General features: G+C 68.8%; 20 protein-coding genes and 2 pseudogenes. 9 read left to right on the forward strand and 13 right to left on the reverse strand.

The genetic code is table 11. The annotated features are described in order from the left end of the window. Nucleotides 1-57: 57 nt before the first annotated feature. The 3 genes and pseudogenes from JM949_RS08575 to JM949_RS08585 form a co-directional block, all read right to left on the reverse strand. Nucleotides 58-638, reverse strand: a pseudogene (locus JM949_RS08575) (dihydrofolate reductase family protein). Nucleotides 639-703: 65 nt separating this feature from the next. After that, nucleotides 704-1438 carry a helix-turn-helix domain-containing protein gene (locus tag JM949_RS08580; protein WP_238432809.1) on the reverse strand — a complete coding sequence of 245 codons (735 nt, stop codon included), beginning with the start codon at nucleotides 1436-1438 and terminating at the stop codon, nucleotides 704-706. A 166-nt stretch (nucleotides 1439-1604) separates the two neighbouring features. Then, a complete protein-coding gene (locus tag JM949_RS08585) occupies nucleotides 1605-1817 on the reverse strand; it encodes a DUF1737 domain-containing protein (RefSeq protein ID WP_203147899.1) in 213 nt (70 codons plus the stop codon). 237 nt (nucleotides 1818-2054) lie between these two features. Between JM949_RS08585 and JM949_RS08590 the strand changes: the two genes are divergently transcribed. Both JM949_RS08590 and JM949_RS08595 read left to right on the forward strand, forming a co-directional pair. Then, nucleotides 2055-2873, forward strand: coding sequence for an MOSC domain-containing protein (locus tag JM949_RS08590; RefSeq protein WP_203147920.1), 819 nt, complete (start codon nucleotides 2055-2057; stop codon nucleotides 2871-2873). A gap of 108 nt (nucleotides 2874-2981) precedes the next feature. Further along, entirely contained in the window at nucleotides 2982-4274 is a 1293-nt protein-coding gene (locus JM949_RS08595) for a serpin family protein (RefSeq protein WP_203147900.1), read from the forward strand. Between the two features lie 120 nt (nucleotides 4275-4394). Here the strand turns inward: JM949_RS08595 and JM949_RS08600 are convergent. After that, nucleotides 4395-4643, reverse strand: a pseudogene (locus tag JM949_RS08600) (mycothiol transferase); the annotation flags it as partial. A 35-nt stretch (nucleotides 4644-4678) separates the two neighbouring features. Further along, entirely contained in the window at nucleotides 4679-5458 is a 780-nt protein-coding gene (locus JM949_RS08605; RefSeq protein ID WP_203147902.1) for a TetR/AcrR family transcriptional regulator, read from the reverse strand. Nucleotides 5459-5582: 124 nt separating this feature from the next. Here JM949_RS08605 and JM949_RS08610 point away from each other — a divergent pair, with 124 nt between their 5' ends. After that, nucleotides 5583-6500: an NADP-dependent oxidoreductase gene (locus tag JM949_RS08610; RefSeq protein WP_203147903.1), complete on the forward strand. Its 918-nt coding sequence runs from the start codon at nucleotides 5583-5585 to the stop codon at nucleotides 6498-6500. Between the two features lie 164 nt (nucleotides 6501-6664). Continuing rightward, nucleotides 6665-8941: a glycoside hydrolase family 44 protein gene (locus JM949_RS08615; protein ID WP_238432810.1), complete on the forward strand. Its 2277-nt coding sequence runs from the start codon at nucleotides 6665-6667 to the stop codon at nucleotides 8939-8941. A gap of 587 nt (nucleotides 8942-9528) precedes the next feature. Here JM949_RS08615 and JM949_RS08620 read toward each other — a convergent pair. Next, nucleotides 9529-10350, reverse strand: a complete 822-nt coding sequence (locus JM949_RS08620) for a TIGR02452 family protein (RefSeq protein ID WP_309232064.1) — start codon at nucleotides 10348-10350, stop codon at nucleotides 9529-9531. Between the two features lie 228 nt (nucleotides 10351-10578). Between JM949_RS08620 and JM949_RS08625 the strand changes: the two genes are divergently transcribed. The 4 genes from JM949_RS08625 (at nucleotide 10579) to JM949_RS08640 (ending at nucleotide 13531) form a co-directional block, all read left to right on the forward strand. After that, a complete protein-coding gene (locus tag JM949_RS08625) occupies nucleotides 10579-11157 on the forward strand; it encodes a TetR family transcriptional regulator (protein WP_203147906.1) in 579 nt (192 codons plus the stop codon). Continuing rightward, on the forward strand, nucleotides 11154-11738 hold the full coding sequence (locus tag JM949_RS08630; RefSeq protein ID WP_203147907.1) for a cupin domain-containing protein: 585 nt from the start codon (nucleotides 11154-11156) through the stop codon (nucleotides 11736-11738). The genes JM949_RS08625 and JM949_RS08630 overlap by 4 nt, the downstream gene beginning before the upstream one ends. Nucleotides 11739-12430: 692 nt before the next feature. Then, on the forward strand, nucleotides 12431-13084 hold the full coding sequence (locus JM949_RS08635) for a Type 1 glutamine amidotransferase-like domain-containing protein (protein WP_203147908.1): 654 nt from the start codon (nucleotides 12431-12433) through the stop codon (nucleotides 13082-13084). A gap of 195 nt (nucleotides 13085-13279) precedes the next feature. Beyond that, complete coding sequence (locus JM949_RS08640) at nucleotides 13280-13531, forward strand: hypothetical protein (RefSeq protein ID WP_203147909.1); 252 nt, start codon at nucleotides 13280-13282, stop codon at nucleotides 13529-13531. 160 nt (nucleotides 13532-13691) lie between these two features. On the opposite strand, the gene JM949_RS08645 is transcribed toward JM949_RS08640, so the two are convergent. Both JM949_RS08645 and JM949_RS08650 read right to left on the reverse strand, forming a co-directional pair. Next, complete coding sequence (locus tag JM949_RS08645; RefSeq protein WP_203147910.1) at nucleotides 13692-14345, reverse strand: class I SAM-dependent DNA methyltransferase; 654 nt, start codon at nucleotides 14343-14345, stop codon at nucleotides 13692-13694. A 40-nt stretch (nucleotides 14346-14385) separates the two neighbouring features. After that, nucleotides 14386-15261 (reverse strand): GNAT family N-acetyltransferase, encoded by an 876-nt coding sequence (locus JM949_RS08650; protein ID WP_309232065.1) that lies wholly within the window; start codon nucleotides 15259-15261, stop codon nucleotides 14386-14388. Between the two features lie 305 nt (nucleotides 15262-15566). On the opposite strand from JM949_RS08650, the gene JM949_RS08655 reads away from it, so the two are divergent. Beyond that, nucleotides 15567-18527, forward strand: coding sequence for an immunoglobulin-like domain-containing protein (locus JM949_RS08655; RefSeq protein ID WP_203147911.1), 2961 nt, complete (start codon nucleotides 15567-15569; stop codon nucleotides 18525-18527). 101 nt (nucleotides 18528-18628) lie between these two features. Here JM949_RS08655 and JM949_RS08660 read toward each other — a convergent pair whose 3' ends face one another. From JM949_RS08660 to JM949_RS08680, 5 genes are all read right to left on the reverse strand, one after another. Next, the gene (locus JM949_RS08660; protein ID WP_203147912.1) at nucleotides 18629-20191 is read right to left on the reverse strand and encodes a family 43 glycosylhydrolase; all 1563 of its coding nucleotides are present in this window, start codon (nucleotides 20189-20191) and stop codon (nucleotides 18629-18631) included. 408 nt (nucleotides 20192-20599) lie between these two features. Next, complete coding sequence (locus JM949_RS08665; protein ID WP_203147913.1) at nucleotides 20600-21427, reverse strand: RICIN domain-containing protein; 828 nt, start codon at nucleotides 21425-21427, stop codon at nucleotides 20600-20602. 160 nt (nucleotides 21428-21587) lie between these two features. Further along, complete coding sequence (locus JM949_RS08670; protein WP_203147914.1) at nucleotides 21588-22541, reverse strand: SH3 domain-containing protein; 954 nt, start codon at nucleotides 22539-22541, stop codon at nucleotides 21588-21590. A gap of 65 nt (nucleotides 22542-22606) precedes the next feature. Then, nucleotides 22607-23047 carry a CHAT domain-containing protein gene (locus JM949_RS08675; RefSeq protein WP_203147915.1) on the reverse strand — a complete coding sequence of 147 codons (441 nt, stop codon included), beginning with the start codon at nucleotides 23045-23047 and terminating at the stop codon, nucleotides 22607-22609. A gap of 206 nt (nucleotides 23048-23253) precedes the next feature. After that, nucleotides 23254-23858 (reverse strand): hypothetical protein (locus tag JM949_RS08680; protein ID WP_203147916.1); only part of this gene is annotated, 605 nt, incomplete at its 5' end.

Below are 23858 nucleotides of genomic sequence, written 5' to 3' on the forward strand. Positions count from 1 at the left end.
GGCGTCGCACAAGTCAGGATCACCGAGCTGGGCGACCGTCCCGCTAGCTCAGGTCGGTCATCGACGCACCCGATAGCGCAGGTGAAGCACCCGGTTGCTCCGAATCACCACGTCCGGGTCCGCCAACAGGTGCCGCGCGTGCACGACCCGAAGTAACGCTTGCCGGCCCCGAACACGACGGGTACGACGTCCATGCGCACCTCGTCGATCAGGCCGGCGGCAAGCACCTGGCCACCGACGTCGCCGGCGGCTACCTCGACCACGCGGTCACCCGCGAGCTCCTGCGCGGTGGCCACGGCTGCCTCGATGCCGTCGACGAAGTGAAACGGCGCCTCGGGGTCCCAGCCCTCGGGTGCGGGCCGGTGCGTCACGACGACCACGTGGTCGATTCCGCCTGGAGGCTTTCCGTCCCAGCCGTCGGTCAGGTCGAAGACGTGGCGGCCGACGATCGTCACCCCGATCTGGTCCCAGTACGGCCGGGTGTAGTCGTAGGACACCTGCGACACCTTTACCGCGCCGCTGGAGTCCAACGGGACGTCACCGCTGGACAACCAGTCGAACAGCGGCCCGGGCTGGTCATTCTCGTCCGCGACGAAGCCGTCCACCGACACCGAGCTGTACATGACCACCTTGCCCACGGGCTCTCCTCTGGTCTGGGGTGCCCCCAAATTAACCTGTCGTGAGCTGCCGCTCTTGTAAGAAATCAATCGGCCGGCAGCGGCCAACCGTCCATGACGTGGCCGGGATGTTCGCGCAGGAACCGCCGCCGGACTTCGACATATCGTGTCGGTGTGAGCCCGGTGAACGCCCGGAACTCGTGGCCGAAGTGGGCCTGGTCGAAGTAGCCCGCAGCACTGGCGATCTCGGCCCAGTCGACCGCTCCGGTGGGGTCGATCGCGAAGACGGTGGCGGCGAAGCGGTAGGTGCGGGCCAGCCGCTTCGGTGTGACGCCGATGTGCTCCTTGAACCGCTGTGTTAGATGGGTGCTGCTGACACCGGATGCCACGCTCAGGTCGCCGATCGCCGCCGCCCCGCTGGTCGCCGCGATGACGCCGCTCGTGTGGCGGACCAGCCCCAGGCCGACGGTCTCGCCCAGCCGGCGCATCAACTCCTCCTCGAGCAGCGTCAGCATCTCGTCCGGTCCGTCCGCCGTGGCCAGCCGGTCGCGCAGCTCAGCGGTGGCGCGCCGGCCCCACACCTGCTCCACCGTCACCGGCCGGTCGGACAGCTCGGCCGCGGGCATCGGCAGGAACGGCGCCAGCCCCCACGGCTTGAGGTGCACGCCCACGGACCGGGTCCGGAGTGGGTAGCCGAACTCCAACGCGCGGGTGGGCGTGGTGACCACGCAGCCGTCGGCGTACTCCGCCGTCTCGATGTCCGCGCCGCCGCGGATACGGAACGGCGCCCCGAGGTTGACGATGAACAACGCCGCCGGCATCGGCGCAGCATCAGCCGGGCGTACGGCGGCGGACCCTCCAGGTAGTAGAGGTCGTCGATCAGCCCGTCGAGCGGCGGTCGCGGCACTCTGGACACGTACTCCACGCCGACAGCATCGCAGAGGCCATCGGCGTCACGGAGAAACCAGGGCTTCCGCCACCGCGGCGCTATCCGGCGCTGCCCTGGGACGGTTTGGAGTCGACGGAGTGCGCCAGCACCATCGCTTGGGCGGCGATGACGCGGTCGCCGTTGACGGTCAGCGCCGGGGACCCGTGCAGCTGATAGCCCTGGTCGAGAAGGGCGCTGACGCGGGCGCAGAATTCGGCGTCATCCGGTCCGGTGATGAGACGGTAGCCGAGCGGCTTGATGGAATCCGACATCGCCGCATTGTGCCTGCCGCCCGCCCGGCCCCGATCGCGGGCGCCTTCCCGCACAGCCTGGTCTGCCGCTGCGCCGCTCGCTCACGCCCGATCCGCTGGCGGCCTGCGGGGGTGGCAGGACGGTTGACGCGCTCGACAAGACCTTCCCGATCACGGCGCCGTTGCCCCGATGACCCTGTCATCGTCCTCGTGCCACCCGTGCTCGGGTGCCTGAACGGGTAGGGCAGCATGATCGTCATGCGGACTGTTGTCGCGCTTCGACGTTACCCGCTCAAGAGCGCCCGGGGTGAGGTTCTCCAGGTGGCTGATGTCGAGTCGACAGGTCTGCGCGGCGACCGGACGTGGGCCTGTATCGACCGCCTGGACGGGACGGTTGGCAGCGCCAAACACCCACGACGGTGGGGCCGTCTGTTCGATGTCGGTACCACGATGTCGGATGCCGGCCCGGAGACGACACTGACGCTGCATGTCGACGGCACGTCGCTACTCGCCGGAAGCGCAGCGGCAGATGCCGCACTCAGCAAGTACCTGAACCGCCCGGTGCGGGTGAGCCGGGAACTGCCGCCCGATGCGAGGCTGCACCGGACGTTGCCTGATGAGGTCGGCATGGTGCCGGACTGGATGGGCGATGCCCGGCCTGGTCAGGAAACCATCACGGCGATCGCGGGCGCGGGGCAAGTTGGCCGCTTCGTCGACTTCGGCGCAGTTCACCTCGTGACCACTGGTGCGCTGTCCCTGCTGGGTGAGCGCATGGGAGGGGTCAGGGTGGCCGAGGAGCGGTTTCGCCCGAACCTGGTTATCGACGCACCGCGTGACCCCGAACCGGGGCAGGAGCTACGTCTGGGCGATGTCGTGCTCCGGGTGGTCCTGCCCACGCCGAGGTGCGTCATTCCCGGTCTTCCCCAGGGCGAGCTGCCGGCCGACCTGTCGGTGCTGAGCGCCCTGGCCCGGCACTACCGCATCCCGGTGGCGGAGCTGGGGCGGGCGGCCTGCTTCGGGACCTACGCCGATGTTGTCCAGCCAGGCCGGCTCCGACTGGGGCAGGTCGTTCGCTGAGCCGTTGTCGCCGGGGAAACTGATATCGACAGGACTGGCATTGTCGAACTTCGATTAATTCGGCCCTGTGCCTGGTGGGTCCCCGTGGGGCTGCTCTACCGTCGCCACATGGTCTCGCGTCGATCGATTCTGCGGGCGGTCCCACTTGCGGCCGCTGCCCTCACCGCCGCCCCAGGTCAGTCCCGTTGGCTCGGCCCGTCGTCGACCTCGACGGGTGCGGACCGGATACCGCCGGACCCGGCCACGACGCAGGCCGCCGCCACCGCGGTTCGCGGCTTCACGGCCGACCTCTACCGCGCACTGGCGTCGACCCACGCGGGCGGCAATGTGGTGTGCGCACCGTATTCTGTCGGGCTCGCGCTCGCGATGACCAGGGCGGGCGCCGGCTCGACCACGGCGGACGAGATGGACGCTGTGCTCCACGCGCCGCATCCGCGCCCCGGCGCGCTCGACAGCGGGCTCAACACCGTCGATCAGGCGCTCGCCGACCGGTACCAGGACGGCGACGGGATTAGGCAGCCTCGGTTGACCACTGCCAACGCGCTGTGGACACGACTCGACCTGGGCCTGCGACCCGGGTTCCGGGACACAGTGGCCGGTTACTACGGTGCCGCGCCGCACCCTGTCGACTTCGGCGGCGCCCCGGAAGCGGCCCGCCAGGAGATCAACACCTGGGTGTCCGATCGGACAAACGCGAAGGTCCCGGAGCTGTTGCGGTCCGATGCGGTGAGCCCCGAAACCCGTCTGATCCTCACCAACGCGATCTATCTGATGGCAGCCTGGAAGTACCCGTTCACCGCGACCGCCACGGCGGTGGGGCCGTTCACCCGGGATGACGGCAGCGTCGTCGACGTCCCGATCATGCGCGGGCCGTTCGACAGGATGGGCTACCTCGAGGGGGACGGCTGGCGCGCCGTCGACGTGCCGTACGCGGGCGACGGGCTTGCCATGGCCATCGTCATGCCGACCCGGGACAATCTCGCCGCGGTCGAGGCGAACCTCGACGCGACCTGGCTGGGAGCGTTGCTGACCGGGTTCCAGATCACCGACGTCCAGCTACGCCTGCCCCGATGGAGGTTCCGCCTGCCGGCCGAGCTGGGGGCCGCACTGAGCAGCCTCGGCATGCCCACGGCATTCACGTCACAGGCCGACTTCACCGCCATGAGCACCGAACCAGCCCTGTGCATCGACGACGTGGTGCACGAGACGTTCATCGCGGTGGACGAGAAGGGCACCGAAGCCGCAGCCGCGACGGCTGTCATCGTCCGGCCGCCGTCGATCCCGCAGGGGCCGCAGTTCTTCGTCAACCGACCATTCCTCTACGTCATCCACGACCGGCTCACCGGCGTACCGCTGTTCCTCGGCCGGGTCCACGACCCCCTGGTCACCGGCCCAGCCTGACCGGACCGGCACCAGCGGTCGCGGGTGCGCCCGCCCACCGGCCGGGTGGTGCTGGTGGTCTGCGAGCGCTGGACGAGGCTGCGTAGCACCGGACGGGGTACGGCTCCGAGTCGCGATCTCCTACCGACCGGTGGCCCCGTCGACAAGCTCGCGCAGGATGTCGGCGTGACCGGCGTGCCGGACGGTCTCGCTCGTCACGTGGGCGAGCACCCAGCGAAGCGTACGAGGCGCGTCACCGACCGGCTGCGCGGTGAGGACGTCGAGGCCAGCGGCGGCGATGATGTGGGCGTCGCTGTCGGCGATCGCGTTCCGGTAGTCGGCGATGACCTGATCCTGGGACCGGTCCGGCTCGACCACCATGTCGAAGTTGACATTTCGATCATGCCCCGACCATACAGCGGTCGTCAGCGTCCACCGTCGATGGCTACTTCGGCGCGGTTACCGCTTGGTCTGGCGAGAGCGGCACGGGCCGTGGCGACCTGGTTCGGGTCGAGCCTGCGGGGCCGGCCGGGCTGCTCGCGCTGGGTCTCGCTGAGATTGTCGGGTGCGCCGGCGGCAGGAGGCACCGCGAATGTCTGCACGTGGTCGATGGCTGCCTGCAGGGTATCTCTCAGCGGGGCGATGTCGCGGGCGACCTGGGCGAGGAGCATGCCGCCCTGAAAGGCGGAGAGCAGGAGATGGGCCAGCTGGGTGGGGTCCGCCTCAGCGCTGAGGCGGCCGAGCCGCCGCATCCGTTCGAGGCCGTCTCGGAAGATGTTCCGCCACTGCTCGAACGCGTTCGCGAGTTCCGTGTGCACGTCGAGGTTGGTCTTGATGATCTCGCTGGCGAGCGAGCCGAGGCTGCAGCCTTCCTGGTAGGAACGCTCGTAGGCGATGTAGAAGCCCGCCCATTCCCGGAGGGCGCCGAGGCTGTCGAAGTGGGTGAACCGCTCACTGCGATGGAACGTCAGGACGCGATCGGCCTGCCACTCGATGACCGCGAGGACAAGGCTTTCCTTGGTCGGGAAGTAGTGGTTGAGCTGTGACCCGCTGACGCCTGCCGCGCGACGGAGCTGCTCGTTGTTCGTTGCGTGGACGCCCTTTGTGTAGATGAGCTCCGCGGCGTGCTCGAGGATGCGGGCTCGAGTCGCCTGCCCCTTGCCGGTGAGCTTCTGCGGCACCCGAGCTTCCGCTGTGGCTTCCATGACACCCACGATAACCCAGACTGGGCTTGACAGCCCACATCTACACCGTGTTGAGTGCCCTAGTGGGCTACGAAGCCCAAAACGGCGCACACAGCCGACGAGCACGAGACAGACGGAGGCACCCATGAAGACGATCGTCGCGACGGATCAAGCCGCGGAAGCAGCCGGCATCACACTCGCGGAGCGGCCTGAGCCGACTGCGGCGATCAACGACGTCGTCGTTGAGATCCACGCGTCGGGCTTCGTCCCCGCCGAGTGGGAGTGGCCTTCAACCTGGGTCGATCGCTCCGGCAACGATCGCGCCCAACCGATCATCGGTCACGAGTTCGCCGGAGTCGTCTCCTCCCTCGGCTACGGCACGACGGGGCTCTCGCTGGGGCAGCGGGTGTTCGGGGTCACCGACTGGCACCGCGATGGAACGCTGGCCGAGTACGCGGCCGTGGAGGCACGCAACCTCGCGCCGCTACCGGGAAACGTCGACTTCACGGTGGGCGCGAGTCTGCCGATCGCCGGCCTGACCGCATGGCAGGGCCTGTTGCAGCACGGTCGCCTCCGGGCTGGGCAGAGCGTCCTCGCACACGGCGCCGCCGGTGCCGTCGGGTCGGTGGTGACGCAACTCGCCCGGGAGTTCGGCGCCCACGTCATCGGTACCGGTCGGGCGGCGGACCGCCAGGCGGCGCTGGACTTCGGCGCGAACGAGTTCCTCGACCTCGACCACGAGAGTCTCGACGACATCGGCGGGGTCGACCTGGTGTTCGACGTCATCGGCGGCGATATCCAGCGGCGCTCGGCGAGCATCATCCGGCCCGGCGGGACACTGGTGTCGGTGGTCGGGCCCGTTGAGGCTCGCCCTGCCGAGGGCCTGGCGGTCGACTTCGTCGTCGAGTCGGTGCCGAGCCAGCTGGTGGAAATCGTCGACCGGGTGCGGGACGGACGCCTTCGCACCCACATCGGCACAGTCGCGACTCTCGACGACGCCATCGCCGCGCTCAACCCGACCGAGCGGCGCAAGGGCAAAACCGTCATTCGGGTACGCCCCTGAGCGCCCTGGAGCAGGCCGACAGCGCCACGAGGAGCACGGCCGAGGGCCAGGGCGGTGGTGGTCAGGGGAGGTGATCCGCACCGGGTTTTCCGGCGTTGACGCGAAGTCAGGAAAGCGCGACGCTGTGGAAGCGCTCCCATCGTCGAGCCTCCTACTCGAAAGGAATGCTCGTGCGTCCCACCTCAGCCCTCCTCTCGGTCGTGCTCGCCACGGCCCTCGGCGGTCTGGCCCTGCCGGAGCCCGCCCTGGCCGTGGCCGGCCCGGCGCTGGCCGTGGACACCACCGCCGCCCGGCACCAGATCAGTCCGTACGTCTACGGCATGAACTTCGCCGACGAGGCCCTCGCCCGGGAGCTGCGGCTGCCGGTGCACCGCTACGGCGGCAACGCCACCACCCGCTACAACTTCCGTGCCGACACCACCAACCGCGCGGCGGACTGGTACTTCGAGAACATTCCCAACGACAACCCGAACCCGGACGACCTCCCTGAGGGCTCGGAGAGCGACCGGTTCGTGCAGCAGAACAAGGCCATCGGCGCCGCCACGGTCATGACAGTGCCCATGCTCGGCTGGATCGCCAAGGACCGGTCGCGGGCGTGTGGCTTCAGCGTCGCCAAGTACGGCCCGCAGCAGTCCACCGACCAGTGGGCACCGGACTGCGGCAACGGCAAGAAGCCGGACGGGTCGCTGGTCACCGGCAACGATCCGAAGGACACCAGCGTCGCCGTCGGTCCGGAGTACGCCACCGACTTCGTCAACCACCTCAAGGGGCAGTTCGGCGCCGCCGCCGACGGCGGGGTCCAGTTCTACAACCTGGACAACGAGCCGGACCTGTGGCACTCCACCCACCGCGACGTCCGCCCGACCGGGCTGGGCTACGACGAGCTGCGCGACCGCAGCTACGAGTACGCCGCCGCGATCAAGGCCGCCGACCCCGGCGCGAAGACGCTCGGTCCCGTCGGGTGGGGCCTGAACTCGATCATTTATTCGGGCCTCGACCAGGACACCTGCTCGCGCACCGGCTGCTGGTCGAACCCGCCGGACAAGGCCGCGCACGGCGGCCAGGACCTCGGCCCGTGGTACCTGGACCGGATGCGCGAGTACGAGCAGCAGCACGGCACCCGCATCCTCGACTACTTCGACGTCCACCTCTACCCGCAGCAGTCCGGCGTGCTCGGCGAGGCGGCCGGCGACGCCACCACCCAGGCGCTGCGACTGCGCTCCACCCGCCAGCTCTGGGACCCGACCTACGTGGACGAGAGCTGGATCAACCAGCCGGTCCGGTACATTCCGCGCCTGCGCGAGCTGGTCGACCAGCACTACCCGGGCACGAAGATCGCGATGACCGAGTACAACTGGGGCGGCTTCGGGTCGCTCAACGGCGCGCTCGCCCAGGCTGACGTACTCGGCATCTTCGGCCGCGAAGGGCTCGACCTGGCCACCCTCTGGACCGCGCCGACGGCCGACCAACCGGTGGCCAACGCCTTCCGCGTCTACCGCAACTACGACGGCAAGGGCGGCGCGTTCGGCGAGACCTCCGTCCAGGCGACCAGTGCCGACCAGGGCAAGCTGGCCGTGTACGCCGCCCAGCGGAGCGCCGACAAGGCGCTCACAGTGGTCGTGGTCAACAAGACCGGCGACGACCTGACCAGCCCGATCGCCCTCACCGGCGCCTCCGCCAGCACCGCCCAGGTCTACCGTTACAGCGCTGCGGACCTCGCCGGCGTCGTCCGGGAGGCCGACCAGCCGGTGACCGCCGGCGGCCTCACCGCCACCTTCCCGGCCAACTCGATCACCCACCTGGTGCTGCCGCGCGGCACCACGCCCGGCGACACCCAGGCGCCGACCGCCCCGGGCAAGCCGACCGCCGGCACGATCACCGGCGACAGCGTCGCGCTGGCCTGGACGCCGTCCACCGACGACACCGCCGTCACCGGCTACGACGTGCACCGGGTCGACACCTCCGGCACCGTGAAGGTGGGCAGCGCCGCCGGCACCACGTACACCGTGGCCGGGCTGACGCCGGACACTCCGTACACCTTCGTGGTGACCGCCCGCGACGCGGCGGGCAACGTCTCGGCGGCCTCGCCCGGCCTGACCGTGCGGACCGCGCCCACCGCCCCGACCGTCGGCTGCACTGTCGGCTACACGGCGAACAGCTGGCCGGGCGGCTTCACCGCGACCGTGACGATCAAGAACACCGGCACCACCGCGATCGACGGCTGGAAACTCGCCTTCGACTTTCCCACCGCCGGCCAAAAGGTCGGCCAGGGCTGGTCGGCCACCTGGAAACAGAACGGCACGAGCGTCACAGCGGACAGCACGAGTTGGAACGGCAGACTCGCCCCCGGCGCGTCCACCAGCGCCGGCTTCAACGGCACCTGGAGCGGCACCAATCTGGCGCCAACCACCTTCAACCTCAACGGTCAACGCTGCGGGTGACCTGAGAGACCCCTGCTCCGTCCCACGTTGGCGGAGCAGGCCGCAGGGGTCTGGGGTGCAGCGGCACCCCGGACCCCTCGCTCGCGAGCGGCGTCCGGGGCAGCTCTTGAAGATCCGGTAGTGGCGCCGCCCCAACGACGGTCTGGCGCGCCGCCGGAGCGGGTTAGCCCTCAGCAGTGGGACGGCTGTGCACCACCAACTGGTCGATCTCCAACCGGCCGACACGCAGCTCCCGCACGACCGCCCGGCGAATCGCTAGGCGCCCGATGACCAGCGCGCCGACCGCGACGGCCCCGACGGCAAGCGCCCCCACAGCGAGGGCACCGACGCGAGGCCGCCCCGGCAGCCCGCGCGCCGGTAGCCGACGCGCCCGTCGCCACCGCGCCGTTGGCGCGCGTCCCGGTCAACCGCAGCAGGCGTACCTCTCGCTTCATCCCTGCATTGTCCGCGTATCGCCGGCCGCCCGCTCCCCAAAAATCTCGAATGTCGTCACTCCGCAGCCCTGTCCTCGCCCGTACCGCCCACTCCGGTCGTCGTCCCAGGTGTCCGCCCCAGTGGTCCCCTTGCCGATCCCAGGGTGTGGCCGTCTACCTGGCCGTCGATCCGGAGAGGCGTTCCGCGAACGTGCGGTACACCGGTGATCCCGGGAGGTTGTCGTGGATGGCGAACACCACGTGGTCGAAGCGATCGACCTGCCGCAGCGCGTAGACGAAGGCGTCGGCGACCATAGCGGGATCGTTGCGGAACACGCCGCAACCCCACGCGCCCAACACCAACGTCCGATGTCCGTGCACGGCCGCGACCTCCAGCACTCGGCGAGCACGCCGGGCCAGCACCGCCGGTACGTCCGCAACGTGTTCGGGCTGGTTGCGCAAGATCGCGCCCAGGTTCGGCGCCGCAGCGGTCACGAACGACGTCAGGTACGGCTGGTCGAGCAGATTGCCGTTGTCATCCCGGAACACCGGCACGTACGGGGAGAAGATGACGCGGTCGCTGTACCGCAGGTCCCGCTGTCCACGATGGAACGCATAGAACGCCGGAGCGGCAAGGAGACACGGGTACAGCGCCGAGGAGCGGGCGATGCTCTCCTCCTGCGCCTTCGCCCCGCCCAGGAACCCGCCACCCGGATTCTTCGCCGAGGCGAACACCAGACAGGCCGCTCCGGGCGCCAGCCGACGAGCTGCCTGCAAGGTCGACTCCTGCGTCACCTCCACCCTGCCTCCGCCCGGCTCCGCGTTTCCCACCGCGGGCGCCTCGTCCGGCAGGTGGAGACGAGTGCCGCCGACTGCAGCACGTACCGCCTCGCCGATGCCGACCTCGTCACCGGCGCCATTGCGATAGCGACCGGAATCGGCGATTGCGACCGTCTGCCGGGCAGTCTCGCGAAGACGACCGCTCACCGGGCGCACTTGTCTGCGCCACGGCCCTTGTTCTCCACGATGACCAAGGTAGGCAGTCCCGCCCCGAGCGGCAACGGGGTTAGCGATGTCCGTCGGCTGAGAAGCTCGTGGTCACAGGGGAAGCGGGATCTCGGGTTGCGACCACCCTCGGGCTGGGATCTGGCTGGCACCGTCATCGTCAGCAAAGATCGAATCCACAGATAGCGTTAGACACTCACATCTGTTAGTGTCTAACACATGGGGCTTCGAGAGATCCATCGGCTGCGTACCCGACAGGCGATTCAAGAGCACGCGATGCGGCTGTTCGCCGAGCGAGGCTTCGACACGACGACTGTCGCGGATGTCGCTGCTGCCGCCGAGGTCTCGTCGATGACGGTGTTCCGCTACTTCCCCACCAAGGAGGATCTCGTACTCGCCGATGACCACGACCCGATCATTGTCGACCACATTCGCGCCCAACCCACTGATCAACCAATGATCCAGCGCATCGGCACGGCGTTACTTGAGTCGACCTCCGCGCAAAGCCCTGACGAGCGGGCCATGCTGCTGGCTCGCCTCCGTATCGGTCTGTCCGTGCCTGCACTGCGCTCACGGATGTGGGACGGGCAGTACCAGACGCAGCGCTACATCGCCGAAGCACTCGCTGATGAGGGCATAGACGAATTCGAGCTGTGGGTCGCTGCCGGCGCGTGTATCTCCGCGGCCACGGCGGCGATCGTGCGCTGGGCCGAACGCGGCGGTACCGAAGACCTGGCCGAATTGATGGCCGTAGCGCTGCGCATTGTCATCCACTCGTCAGACAGGAGCCCCTCGTGAAAACCGTTCGCAGGGTCGTCACCGGCTACGGGTCCGACGGCAGAGCCGTCGTCGTCTCCGACGAGCAAGTCGAGTCGACCAGTCCCGATCGAGGTGACAAATGGTCGATCTGGGCGGCTGACGGCCCGGTGCGGCTTCCCAACGACGGCTCTGCTCCGCCGTTCCAGGGGCCACTCCTGCCGGCGCCTGGCGGCTTCCACATCACCATGTTCACGCTGCCCGCGAACTTCAATCCAGATGAGTTGTGGGGCACCGACGACCCGGCCTTGCGTGAGCAGCTGTTCCAGGCCAGCATCGATCCGCAGACCCATCCACTCGTGCCGGATCCGAATCCTTACGGTTACGGCACCGCCAAAGGGGCTTCGGCCCTGCACACGACGGCCTCCATCGACTGCCTGATGCAGGTTTCCGGCGAAGCTGTCTTCGTTCTGGAGAACACTGAGATCCGTCTGCGCCCCGGCGACTGGTTGATCCTGAATGGTGTGCCCCACAGCTGCCGCAACGATCTCAACGAGCCAGCGGTCTTGGTCGGCGTCGTTGTCGGCGCCCATCACGACGGCGTACCACTGCGAGCCGCGTGACCAAGTAAGGCCGAACGCGGGCCGGCGGCGGCCCTCGAGCCCGAGCAGGTGCCCGCCGACGACGAGCGCGGACCCGCGCTACGTCAGGATCTGGCGTGACTCGGGGTGATCGCCGCCCCGGCCCCGCGATCCCAGCAACGTCGCCCTGGTGCCAAAGGCCGGCCCTCCGGACGGGTCTGCCGCCACGACGACCCCCAGCCGCCCATACGAAACAGGGTCTTAATCCACCCGATCAACGACGACGCCGCGCTGCCGGTGAGCTGGCGGCGATGGAGTCCTGTGATTCAGCGCGCGACGGTAGTGCATAGCCACCGCGCTCATCTGCGATGATGCTCCGCTGTGGAACTGTATGGGCCGTTTCGGCGCGAGGCGATTGAGCGGGGCATTCCGGCAGATCAGGTTGTCACTTCGGACGCTTCTTGATGAGATTCGACGACCTGGCCGCCGGCCGCTTCGACACGATGCGCTCGTTCCCCGCGTTCACCGAGTAGGGCCATCTCACCGACTTCGATGCGGACCCCCAGCGGACCAGGCAGCAGCACGTCGGCGCACGCATCTGCCGATGTGCCTGCGGCGGCCTCGGGGGGTCGCATCGACGATTGTTTCGCTATGGTGTCCCGTCTGCACTCCCGTGCGCCCGTCTCCCGACGCTCGGGATAGCGTTTCATCACCTCTAGATGCAGGAGGCAAGTGTGAAGCTTCTTCTCACGTCCGCAGGCGTCCAGAACCCGAGCATTCACGATGCGCTGGTCGACCTGCTGGGCAAGCCGATCGCCGAATCCAGTGCCCTCTGCATCCCTACGGCGACCTACCCCATGGGTGGACCAGCCTCGGCCTGGCGCTTCATCACCGGTCAGACGCCGCTGCCCATGTCCGGCCTGGGCTGGAAGTCGCTGGGCGTCCTCGAGCTGACAGCGCTGCCCAGCGTCGGCGAGGAGCGGTGGGTCCCCTGGGTCCGGGAGGCTGACGTCCTGCTGGTGGGCGGCGGCGATGCGACGTACCTGTGCCACTGGATGCGGCAGTCCGGGCTGGCGGACCTCCTGCCGTCGCTGCGGGACACCGTCTGGGTGGGGTTGAGTGCGGGGAGCATGGTGCTGACCCCTCGGGTCGGTGCGGAGTTCGTCGAGTGGCAGTCCGCACCCGACGACCGCACACTGGGGGTCGTCGACTTCTCGATCTTCCCGCACCTGGGTCTCGAGCCGGACAACACCATGGCTGGTGCCGAGAAATGGGCGGCCGAGATCGCGGGTCCGGCGTACGCGATCGACGACGAGACGGCCATCAAGGTGACCGACGGCGTCGTCGAGGTGGTCTCCGAGGGGCAGTGGAAGCTGTTCCCCGCCTAGGGCGTGCGTCGACGTAGGTTGAAGCCGAGGTGGTGGTGGGTGGAGGATTTCCGTCGGCATGTCCTGTCCTGCCCGCGAGGCCGTCCGCCTGGCGTGCCGCGCTTGGACCTCGCGTTCGACTACGGTGCCTTCCCGGTGTGGGCCTGGGGCACGATTCCCGCTCACGGTGGTCGTTCTGGCCGCGAGGTCGTGGGGATGGTTCGCCCGGAGGAGCTGAGGCTCTCGGTGGAGTTGGCTACTGGGCTGCGTACGTGGTCGGACTGGATGGACATGCACAGCGAGTACGGCGGTGGTCGGCTCGCCACCGACGAGCAGTACCGGGCGTGGACGGAGCAGGGCCGGAAGCTGGCCCGGCAACTGGCAGAGGAGACCGGGTCGGCGGTCGTCTACCAGCACGATCGCGGCGAAGTCGATGTCAGTTGCTCGTACTGCGGCCACCGCGGCTAGGACCTCTGTTGGTGGAAAGCCCCTCGTCGATGGCGGCGCGGTGAGCGCCTGCTGCCGCGCTCAGCCGATCGGTTTCGACCGTGGCCGCCGCCTGCTCGGTCAGTGGCCATGAGTGGCTCTGTGGGGTTCGCGTCGATGCGCGAAGGCGCGTGTCGGGAAGCTACGACATCCCGGGCTTGCGGGCCAGCAGGCAGGCCTGCTGGACCTTCTCGCGGCCCTCCGGCTCGCGGAGCAGCCGGGCCTGTACGACCAGCCCGGCCTCGCTCGACAGCTCGGCGATGTGGTCAGGTGACAAACGGTAGGCGTCGAGCGACAAACTGTGGCCGTACCCGTGCTCGACGTGCCGACGCTCGTTGCCGACTTGGAACGCGAGGAGCAGGTGGCCGCCAGGAGCCAGCACCCGGTGGAACTCGGTGAATACCACCGGCAACAGCTCCGGTGGGATGTGGATGATGGAGTACCAGGCCACGATGCCGCCGACGGAGGCGTCCGCCAGGTCCAAGGCGGCCATCGAACCCTCGTTGAACCGCAGATCGGGGTATGTGCGGCGGGCCACCGCCACCATCGCCGGCGACAGGTCGATGCCGAAGGCGGTCAACCCCAGAGAGCGCAGGTGCGCGGTGATGCGGCCTGGACCGCAACCGAGATCGGCGACCGGTCCGCCACCGGCGGATTGCACGAGCTTCGCGAACGCCGCAAGCATCGCAAGGTCCAGCGGCGTTTCTGGCGGCTCGGCGCGCAAGCGCTTGGCATAGTCAACGGCGACGGTGTCGTAGGCCGCGCGGGTGGCGCTCAGGTAGGACGCCTCAGCCACGGCGACGATCGTAGCTGGCTGTCGGCACTGGCCTTGCGGTCTAGGGCTGGACGTCGTTGGAGAGGTTGATCCGGATCCCCGTGTTGCGGTAACCGGCGCGACGGAAAGCGGCCGCCATAGGCGCGTTGCCCATGTCGGTGGTGGCGGTGATGCGCGACTCCCCGTTGGCCGCGTGCAGGCGGGTGATCTCGGCGAGCACCTCGTCCACGTAGCCGCGCCCGCGGAACTCCGGCACCACCCCGAGATAGCCGACGTTCACGTTGTACGAGGTCGCGGAGGGAATCGCCATGCCCGCCACCTCCCCCTCGCGCGTGTAGGCGATCCGCCACCACTCCCGCTTGCCCGGCGCCCGAAGATAGAAGTCCATCTCCTCGCGCGCGGTCGCGTCCACGCCCTTGGCGGCCAGGTTCGCGCGGGTCTGGGCGTCCAGGCTGCCCTCGGCGATCTTCCTGAACACCGCGAGGAACTCCTCGTCGGAGGCCTCGGCGAACCGCAGCCTGCCGACCGCGGGAGGCACCCCGTCGGCGGGTGCCCACTCGAACTGCAGCCGCTCCACCTCCCGGGTGAGGCCCGCTGCGTGCGCCGCCGCCCGCCGCCACTCCACGGCCGCCGAGGTGGCCGGATCGTCGCGCCAGCCACCGGCGACCATGATCCTGTACTGCACCGGCTCGGGGATCCCGGCCAGCGCGGCCCCTACCAGCTCGGCCGCCACGGCGGCACGGTCGCCCACGACGGGATCCACGTCGAGGCAGTCGAGCGCGACCGGATGCGGGCTGCCCTTCGGCCCCCACCACAATGCCCGTCCCACGACCTGGCCGTCGTGCTCGGCGATCCATGTCCATTCCAGCCGGTACATGCCCTCGGCCAGGTCAGCCAGGTAACGGTCGGCGGGGATCCACCCGACGGGCTCGGTCACGATCCACGAGGTCACTCGGTCGAGGTCTGCGGGGGCACCAGCGCGGTAGGAGATCACCTGCAGAGGCTAACGAAGCTCAGCACCACGATCGTGCGGGCCGGGCAGGCTCCGCTCGCTCGGCTACCGCACGGCTCGCGGATGGAAGCGGAATTCCTCGTCGGACGGTCGTAGGCCGTCCAGCCCTCCCCGGACCGGGACAAGGTGGAGCGGGCCGCGACGCACTGCGTTGACCTGACAGCACCCCGTAGTTAGCGTTAACAAGCCGTTCACTTTGGAGCGAGCCCACGCCGGCCAAGGAGGATCAATTGAGACTGCGACAGCGAAGGCCACGTCTCGGGTTGAGTCGGAAGGGTAGAGGTGTCGCCGTCCTGGCACTGGGTGCGCTGCTGTCGGTCTCGTTCGCGGCGACGCCCTCGCACGCTGCCGGGGACCAGCTGAACGAGGGTCTGGTGCACCACTTCGCCCTCGACGAGACCAGTGGGACGACGTTGGTCAACTCGGGTAGCGCGGGCTCGGCGGCGAACGCCACGCTGGTGAACCCCAGTAAGGCGACCTTGACCGGCGAAGGAGTCAGGTTCAACCCCGACTCCTACCAGGGCGCCCTGGACGGCGCGAACGTGGCGCTGCCGAACGACATCACCGCCGGCATGTCCAACCTCACCGTCGACTATGACGTGTGGATCGACCCGGCGAACGTCGGCGAGCACCAGATGTGGAGTTTCGGCCGCAAGTCCGGCTCGTGCGACGTCGACACCGGCGCCGAGGGCTCCATCTTCGCGTCGAACACCCAGCGGTTCCGCGTCGCGGTGGGTCCGGCGAACCTGCAACAGAACCGGGTCCGCATGCTCGAGGGAGCGTGGACGCACGTCACCTACACCCAGTCGCTGAATTCGAACGGGACGAGCTGGACCGGCCGGCTCTACCTCGACGGCGTGCTGCACGCGACGTCGACGGACCTGACCACGGCGCCGTCGGTGAACGCCGCGGGGACCAATTGCAACTTCCTCGGTCGCTCGCAGACCTCGGGCCACTACTCGTTCCGCGGGACGATCCGGGACTTCCGGGTGTACGACCGGGCGGTGAGTCTGGACGAGACACTCGCGCTGGCGGAGCAGACCGTCTCCGACGGCGTTCACGCTGACGCCGCCGCCATCGACCTCGGCCTGACCAGTGCGGTCGTACACGACATCGTGCTGCCCAAGGTGGGCTCCGTGGCGGGCTCGACCATCACCTGGACGAGTTCGGACCCGTCGGTCGTCGAGGTCCACACCCCGCCAGCCGTCCCCAGCGCACGCAAGGTCGCGGTGACCGGCAGGGTCACCCGGCCCACGCAGGGGCAGCCCGACGCGACAGCCACGCTCACGGCGACAGTTCGCAAGGGCGCCCAGGAGGTCACCACCCGGGAGATCCCGGTCGTGGTGAAGGCCGAGTTCGACGACGCGCAGGCGGTCGACCGTGACACCTTCGACCTGGCCCTGGACGCTACCGGCGCCGTACGCGGAAACCTCGACCTCGCTGCCAAGGGCGAGTTCGGATCCACGATCACCTGGAAGTCGACCAGCGGCCTCGTCACCCCGACGGGTGAGGTCACCCGCCCGGCCTTCGGCCATCAGGATGTTGCCGCCACCCTGACGGCGACCATCACCAAGGGTACGGCCTCGCGGAAGAAGTCGTTCCCGGTGACCATCGCCGCCATGCCGCGTTCCGAGGAGTACGAGCGGTACTTCATGGGGTACTTCAAGGGCGAGGGCATTGCCGACGGCGAGCAGATCATGTTCGCGACCTCCAACGGCAACACCGCCTTGGACTGGACCGGTCTGACCGGGGGCCGGCCGTCGCTCATCTCGCAGCTGGGCGACCAGGGTCTTCGTGACCCGCACATCGTCCGCTCACCCGACGGCGACACGTTCTACATGATCGCGACCGACCTGAACTGGTACGACCAGGGCGGATACGCCATCAACGACACCCAGTACATCGAGGTGTTCGAGTCGCACGACCTGGTGCACTGGACCCCTCAGCGACATGTCAAGGTCGCGCCCGACAACGCGGGCAACGCCTTCGCGCCGGAGTCGCTGTGGGTCGAGGAGATCGGCGCCTACGTCGTGTTCTGGGCGCAGTCGCTGTGGAACGACCCGGTGAACCGCACCGGTCAGGGCAACGCGCAGATGTGGTACGCCACGACGCGGGACTTCCAGACGTTCTCCGCTCCGCAGGTCTGGCAGAACCCGGCTCCGCTGTCGCGGATCGACACGACAGCGATCCGGGTCGGTGACCACTACTACCGGGTGACCAAGAACGAGGCCGGCAACCAGGGCTCTGACATCTTCTCGGAGAAGCACACCGACTTCCTGGACAGCAACATCAACAACTGGACGTTGGTCGCGCCGGCTCTGGGGCGCACGACCTGGGTCGCCAACCAGGGGTACGAGGGACCTGTCATCTTCAAGGCCAACCCCGGTGACACCTCCTGCCCCGGCCAGTTCTACCTCTGGGGTGACCGGTACACGAACGGTGGCGGGTACCAGGCCGCGTGCCACGAGAACATCGAGGCTCCGACCTGGAACGCCAAGGCGATCACGATGACCAACGCGGGTGTCGTCCGCCCGCGTCACGGCACCGTGATCCCGCTGACCGTCCGCGAGTGGAACGACATCCGCGGGATCCCGAACAGCGACGTCACGACCACCACCGAGGTGGCTGTCAAGCCGTACGCCAGTGGCGCCCAGACGACCACGGCCACCGCCACGGTCAGGGCGGCTGACGGGTTCGAGACCGGTGGTCAGGTGCGGTTCAGCAGCGGCTCGTGGTCGGCGCTCGCCCAGCTGAGCGACGGCGCGGCCACTGTCACGCTGCCGACGGGTCTGCCTGCGGGTGCCCGGGCGGTCGAGGCCGAGTACCTCGGCTTCGACTACCTGAAGCCGTCGGAGGGTACGGCCTCGGTCGAGGTGCCCTCCGGCTCGGCCGCCGTCAAGGTCAAGGCGAAGGCCGCGCCGGCGTCGGTGGTCCGCGGCGGCACGTTCAAGCTGAACGTGACTGTCGGGCCGGCGGGCGGGCCGAAGCATCATGCTCCGACCCCGACCGGCGAGGTCACCGTCACCTTCGGCGGCACCGTGCGGGTCGTACCACTGGCGGACGGTAAGGCGGTCGTCGACCTGCCGACCGCCGAGCTGCGGCCCGGGACCTACCGGGTCCACGTCGCGTACTCCGGCAACCCGACCTACCAGCCCCACGCCGCCGACCACCAGACGTTGAGGGTGCGGTAGTCAGCACAGGGGACGCTGAGGCGCGCTGAAAAGCGCCACTCGAAGGAGCGGGCGAGATCATTTGATCTCGCCCGCTCCCTGCTGCACACCCAGCAACCGAACTATGGAGTGATCATGCCCTTTTCGACGGCCAGGTTGTAGTTCTCCCCGAACACGTTGAGTTCGTGGACTCCGACCTTGACCCTCTCGGTCGTACCCAGGACCTTCAGCCTGACCGCGTTCGTCAGCACCCGGTCGAAGGTGACGTAGTCAGCGGTGTACGCGGTGGTGTTCGTGCTCCTGTCGACCAGGGGCCGCCAGGTGTTGGTGGGGATGTCCTTGTACTCCAGCGTGTACCGCACCGCGTTGTCCCTGGTGAACGTGCGCCCGAGCTCCTTCCACTGGATCTGCGCGGCGGAGATGTGGAAGACGGTGCCGAAGCCCCTGATGTACGTGGGCGCGGTGTCGCTGTCAGCCGGCTCCCACCAGGTGGATAGGGAGCGGTCACTTCCGTAGTACGGGTTCCGCCCGGGCGCGTAGCTGCTTGCCCAGTACGCCTGGCTGTTGGTGGCCACATTGTAGAGTCCGACGTCGTCCCGGCCCGAGATCTTCTTCCCCGGGGCCAGTTGCGGCGTGTTGGACAACTCGCAATCGATTGCTCCCCGCTTCGGACCGGCGGGAATCACGTTGCAGATGTCCATTCCCAGTCGCCGCTCGAAGAACTCCTCGTACGCGATGACATAGGTGTAGAAGAACACCAGGTTGCCGGACTTGTCGAGCACGAAGCTGCCGTGCCCGGCGTTCGGATACACCGCACTCGGGTGGTTGTTCCCGTATCCGATCGGGTTCTGCTGGGTGACCTTGAAGCCGGACAGCGGTTTGTCCGACGTCATCACACCGGTCGAGTACGTGGTGAACTCCGTGCCACCGGACGCGACCGAGAGGTAATACCTGTCCCCCAGCTTGAACAGCTGCGAACCCTCCACGTACCCGTGCGTGTAGGTCGCCTTGTTGTCACCGATGTGCTGCCACTCCTGGCGCGGGTCGAAGGTCCAGAGCACGACCGGGTCGCTGATGAGCTGTCGAGGATTGTTCGGGTCGAGTTCGGCACCCATGATCGGCGAGCCGATGTTGTACGTCAGGTACAGTCGACCGTCCGTGTCCAGGAAGAACTGCACGTCGCCAACGCTCAGAGTCTGGCCGGTCGGGCGCAGGAAATTCCCCATGCTGGTCCACGGCCCGGTGGGCGAGTCCGCTTGGTAGACCGGCGTGTTGTTACCGGCCATGTAGAATTTGTCGCCGACCTGCACGACGGTTGGTGCGACCAGGCCCAGGTTCATCTCATGGGGCGTCCAGGTGAGATAGTCGGTGGTGGACCAGACAGTGCGGTTGTTGTTCGGTGCGTTCTGCATGGCACCTGATGCATAGAGATAGATGGTCCCGTCGACGTTCAGGGCGGACCAGTCCGCCCCGGTCCGTGCGGAGTTCTCCGAGATCCTGGTGAAACCGACTGTGGATCGGCCCGCGAGCGTCCGCCCGGACGCTGCCGTCCACGTCTCCAGGTCCAGGCTGGCCGGGATTTGCGAAGTGTCTGCGACATTCTCGTCCGTGGGCGGCATCGACCCTACGATGTTGCGCACGGCCATCCCGGGCAGGTTGATCGGGTTCACATACGTCTGGGCCATGTCGACACCGGCCAGTGGCACCTTGGCGGACGGGGTTTGCGGTCCGACGCCCGGCGCCGGCGGGGGCACGGGCTTCTCCGCCGAGGCCGGCACGATCGGTGTCAGTTGACCGATCCCCATTCCTACCGCGAGAGCAAGGCCAATAGCCGCTAAACCTCGACGTCGCTTGCCGGGAGCCCACTCGACAACCATCAGGTTCCACCTTCCGTCTAGGCGTATTAGCGCTAACAACGGGCAGCTGCGCCGACGTCCGGATAACCGGCCGAGCGTGGTCAATTGTTGGGGGTGAGGCATCCTCGATGCACGAAGGGTAGGAGAGTGCGCGTGATTAGACCTGTTCGACTTCCAGCGCACAGGTCCATCGGGTCGATCTCATCGGGGCGGATCGGCGACCGGCTGCTGTTAGCGCTAACAATATTCCGGTGATGTTAACTGTGCTATCCGGAGCGTGTCAAGAGCGTCAATGCCGCGTGACTGGGCGAGCCGGTTCAGAACACGAACGCGATCGCGCACTGCGAGGGCCCGGCGAGGGCCGGCCGTCGGATGTGGGAGTCGCCGAATTGATTGACGAAGATCATCGAAGTCCGGCACCCCCGAGCAGTTGGACGAGGTTGTCGGTCCTGTTCCATGCCTGGCCAGCGAACCATAGGGCGGCGAGAACACCAGGTCGGTATTCCAGGCGCGCAGGACCCACTGCTGGGCGGCGGTGTTGTTGCAGGGCCACTGCCACACGGCGTTGCCCGCGACGGGCTCGCCCCAGGGGACATCGGCACACTGCCCGGTCTGGAGGTTGCGCAGCGCGTAGCCGTTCACACCGGGTACCTGCGTGACGGACCAGAGTTGCCGGGCGACACCCAGGCAGTCCCACAGTTGTAGCGTCTGACCGGCTGCCGGGTTGCCCCAGGGCAGGTCGAGGCACTTGGGGCCCTCTGGCGACCAGAGGGAGCTGACAAGCTGGTAGTAGACGATGCCGTTCCACCTTCCCTCGTAGACCATGGTCCATTTCTGGGCCGGGCCGTCGTAGCAGGGCCACTGCTTGATGGCCGTGCCGTTGGCGGTGCTGGCGTACGACACGTCGATACACAGGCTGCCGAAGGGCTGCTCGCTGGTGGCGGAACTCTGGGATCTGAATGAGTATTCGGTGGCGGCGCTGGCAGGCGAGGCGACCACCAGGCTGGCGGCTACGAGTCCGACGCACACCGCGAACACCATGGACGTCCGGCTGAGGATCTTCATGACCGTTCCTTCCAATGGGAGCTGGAGATACCGATAAAGGGGTAGCCGGTCGGCGCCAGATACGTCCGCGTCAGGCGCGCGCGAGGACCACCGCTCTGTACGTGGCCGCTGTTGAGCCGGCCGCCCGGCGGCATCGCCCGCCAGCGCGCACGGTGCCGCCTCAGTTGTCCGGGCACAACCCGGTGCCGCGGATCGGCAAAGCGCTGTCCAGGTCGGCCGCCGCGATCCAGCCGGTGTCGCCGAGGACGGTCGTCCGGGCCCACACGTCGTCGTTCTTGACGGCTTCCCCGGTGCGGTAGCAGGTCACCCGGCCCAGCGTGCCGTCGGGCACCTTCCGCAGCACCTGGTCGCCCGTGGAGGGGCCGGCGCGCAGCGCCACGTCAGGTCGGGCCTTCACCGCGACAAGCCGGCCGTCGCCGGGAACCAGGCCGTCCTGGAGTCCTCGGCAGGTGAGCGCCGACGAGCCAATCCACATGATGGTGTAGTCCTCGCCGTCGCGTTGTTGGTGGCTGGTGTCGAAGCAGTACGCCGGGTTGTCCTGGTCCGGTCCGATGCCCTGGGTGGCCAGGTCCAGGAGCGGAATCTGCTTGATCAGGAAGCAGGCGGTGGTGTCGGCGACCGCGCCGAGGCGGCCCCGGAGGACCGCTACAACGCCGACCGCCCACGAGTCGCGCCGGCTCTGATAGATCCGCACCGCCAGCCGGTCCGTCTGGTAGGCGCATTGGACGGCATCGTTGACCTGCCCGAGCCGGTCGGCAAAGCGGCCGAGGTTGTCGAGGAACTGGTCGACCCGGGGCCGCTGCCCAGGCACGATCCGATGGGTCACCTCGCTTACCAGGTCGACGTACGGCAGGCAGGGATTTTCGATCGAGGTGTAGCGCTTTTCGTCCAGCTTCGGGAGCAGTCCGCCGCTCCGGGTGCCGGCCGCCGGGCAGCCACCTCCGGCGATCTTCGCGAGGCCGTTGGCCGTGCCGGGGCGGTTCTCGGCACCGCCGCTGGCCGCGCCGCCGTTCGTGCGGCAGCCCGCCAGGAGACTGGCCGCCAGGGCGAGCACGGTAAGGCCGGCGGCGAGACCCGTCCGGCGTCGGAGCTTCCTCACATTGTGGTCAGTCATGCCTGGATGGGGGGCCGGGCGGCCTCCTGGATACCTGCTGCCGGCACGACTCTGGTGCTGTCGGTTCAGCCGGCACCGAAACAGACGAAGCTCGGGGGCTGGTTGCCGCGTACGGCCTCCGCCAGTGCTGCCGCCGGCGGCCGGCCCGCGACGGCCGCCCGATGATAGGCCACCATGATCTCCGTGGCCGCCTCATCGGCGACCCGGCTGACGCTCGCGACGACCGTGGCGGTGCCTGCGGCGAGCAGGGCGGTCGGCATGCCGAGCGCCTCGTCACCGTGCCGCACGTCGGTCAGGCCCAGGTCACAGCAGGACAAGACCACGGTACGCGGCGCGGTCCGCAGCTCCTGCACGTCATATCCCATCAGCGGGCCGCCGGCCAGCTCCAGCGTGGAGAACAGTGGGTTCTCGGTTTGGTGCTGCCCATGCGCGGCGATGTGAGCGAGGCGGGCGCCGGCCATCGCCGCGAGTGCCGCCGCCGGGGTCGCCTCCGGCCCGGTGAGCACCACGGCACCTCGATCGCAGCGACGCGACCGCCCGGGCCTCCGCCTCACCCCGGGGGATTCCCGGTCCCGCCACCACCGTCACCGCCGCCGACTCGGCGGCGGGCCCGCCGGCGTTCAGGCGCGCCGGGCGGCCAGCCAGACCCCGACCGACGGCGCCACCGTGACCGGCCGGGACGCGCACGCTGGCAGGGCGTGCCACGGCGTGGTCAGCAACAGCCCGGTCGGACCACCACCAGGTCCCGGTCGCCAACCAGCGAACGCACCGGATCGAGCACCATCGAGCCCACTCGGTCGGCGTCCTGCCGCGTCGCGGCGCGGACCACGGCCGCCAGCCGGGCGGGCATGGCCCGGCCCGCCTGCCCGTCCAGGTCGGCGCGCAACCGTCGTACCGCCTCCTCGGCCGTGCCGCGGTCGCCGAGCACCACCACCGAGGTCGCCCGATCAGTGACCACCAGCGCGTGCAGGACGTCCCCGGCGGCCACGTACACCACGAGCGCCGCGCCGGCCAGCTGCGCCGTCACGGCGGTCAGCGGCGCAGGCTTCGGCGGCGCCGCGTCCCGGGGACCCGGCGTCGCCCAGGCGCGCTCCCGGATCACCCGCCGGAGCGCCTCCAATCGACTGTGGAAGGTCAGCGTCGGGCGGCCCGCGAGTTCCGCCTGCCGGACGTGGTGCTGTAGCTGGCGCAGCTCCTCCAGCGCCTCGGCGGCGACCGGGTCGTCGGGTGGCCGCACCGGCGGCAGCAGCAGCGCCTGGGCCCGGGCCCGCTCGGACCACGGTAGACGGCGTGGCGGAGCCCTCCGCCAACGCCGCG

This window comes from Micromonospora tarensis (assembly GCF_016803395.1).
Lineage (GTDB): Bacteria > Actinomycetota > Actinomycetes > Mycobacteriales > Micromonosporaceae > Micromonospora > Micromonospora tarensis.

Coding starts and splice junctions, on each gene's coding strand:
- JM949_RS08580 (WP_238432809.1), bottom strand. CDS start 1,438: ATGCCGGCGGCGTTGTTCATCGTCAACCTCGGGGCGCCGTTCCGTATC.
- JM949_RS08585 (WP_203147899.1), bottom strand. CDS start 1,817: ATGTCGGATTCCATCAAGCCGCTCGGCTACCGTCTCATCACCGGACCG.
- JM949_RS08590 (WP_203147920.1), top strand. CDS start 2,055: ATGCGGACTGTTGTCGCGCTTCGACGTTACCCGCTCAAGAGCGCCCGG.
- JM949_RS08595 (WP_203147900.1), top strand. CDS start 2,982: ATGGTCTCGCGTCGATCGATTCTGCGGGCGGTCCCACTTGCGGCCGCT.
- JM949_RS08605 (WP_203147902.1), bottom strand. CDS start 5,458: ATGGAAGCCACAGCGGAAGCTCGGGTGCCGCAGAAGCTCACCGGCAAG.
- JM949_RS08610 (WP_203147903.1), top strand. CDS start 5,583: ATGAAGACGATCGTCGCGACGGATCAAGCCGCGGAAGCAGCCGGCATC.
- JM949_RS08615 (WP_238432810.1), top strand. CDS start 6,665: ATGCTCGTGCGTCCCACCTCAGCCCTCCTCTCGGTCGTGCTCGCCACG.
- JM949_RS08625 (WP_203147906.1), top strand. CDS start 10,579: ATGGGGCTTCGAGAGATCCATCGGCTGCGTACCCGACAGGCGATTCAA.
- JM949_RS08640 (WP_203147909.1), top strand. CDS start 13,280: ATGGTTCGCCCGGAGGAGCTGAGGCTCTCGGTGGAGTTGGCTACTGGG.
- JM949_RS08660 (WP_203147912.1), bottom strand. CDS start 20,191: ATGGCCCAGACGTATGTGAACCCGATCAACCTGCCCGGGATGGCCGTG.
- JM949_RS08665 (WP_203147913.1), bottom strand. CDS start 21,427: ATGAAGATCCTCAGCCGGACGTCCATGGTGTTCGCGGTGTGCGTCGGA.
- JM949_RS08670 (WP_203147914.1), bottom strand. CDS start 22,541: ATGACTGACCACAATGTGAGGAAGCTCCGACGCCGGACGGGTCTCGCC.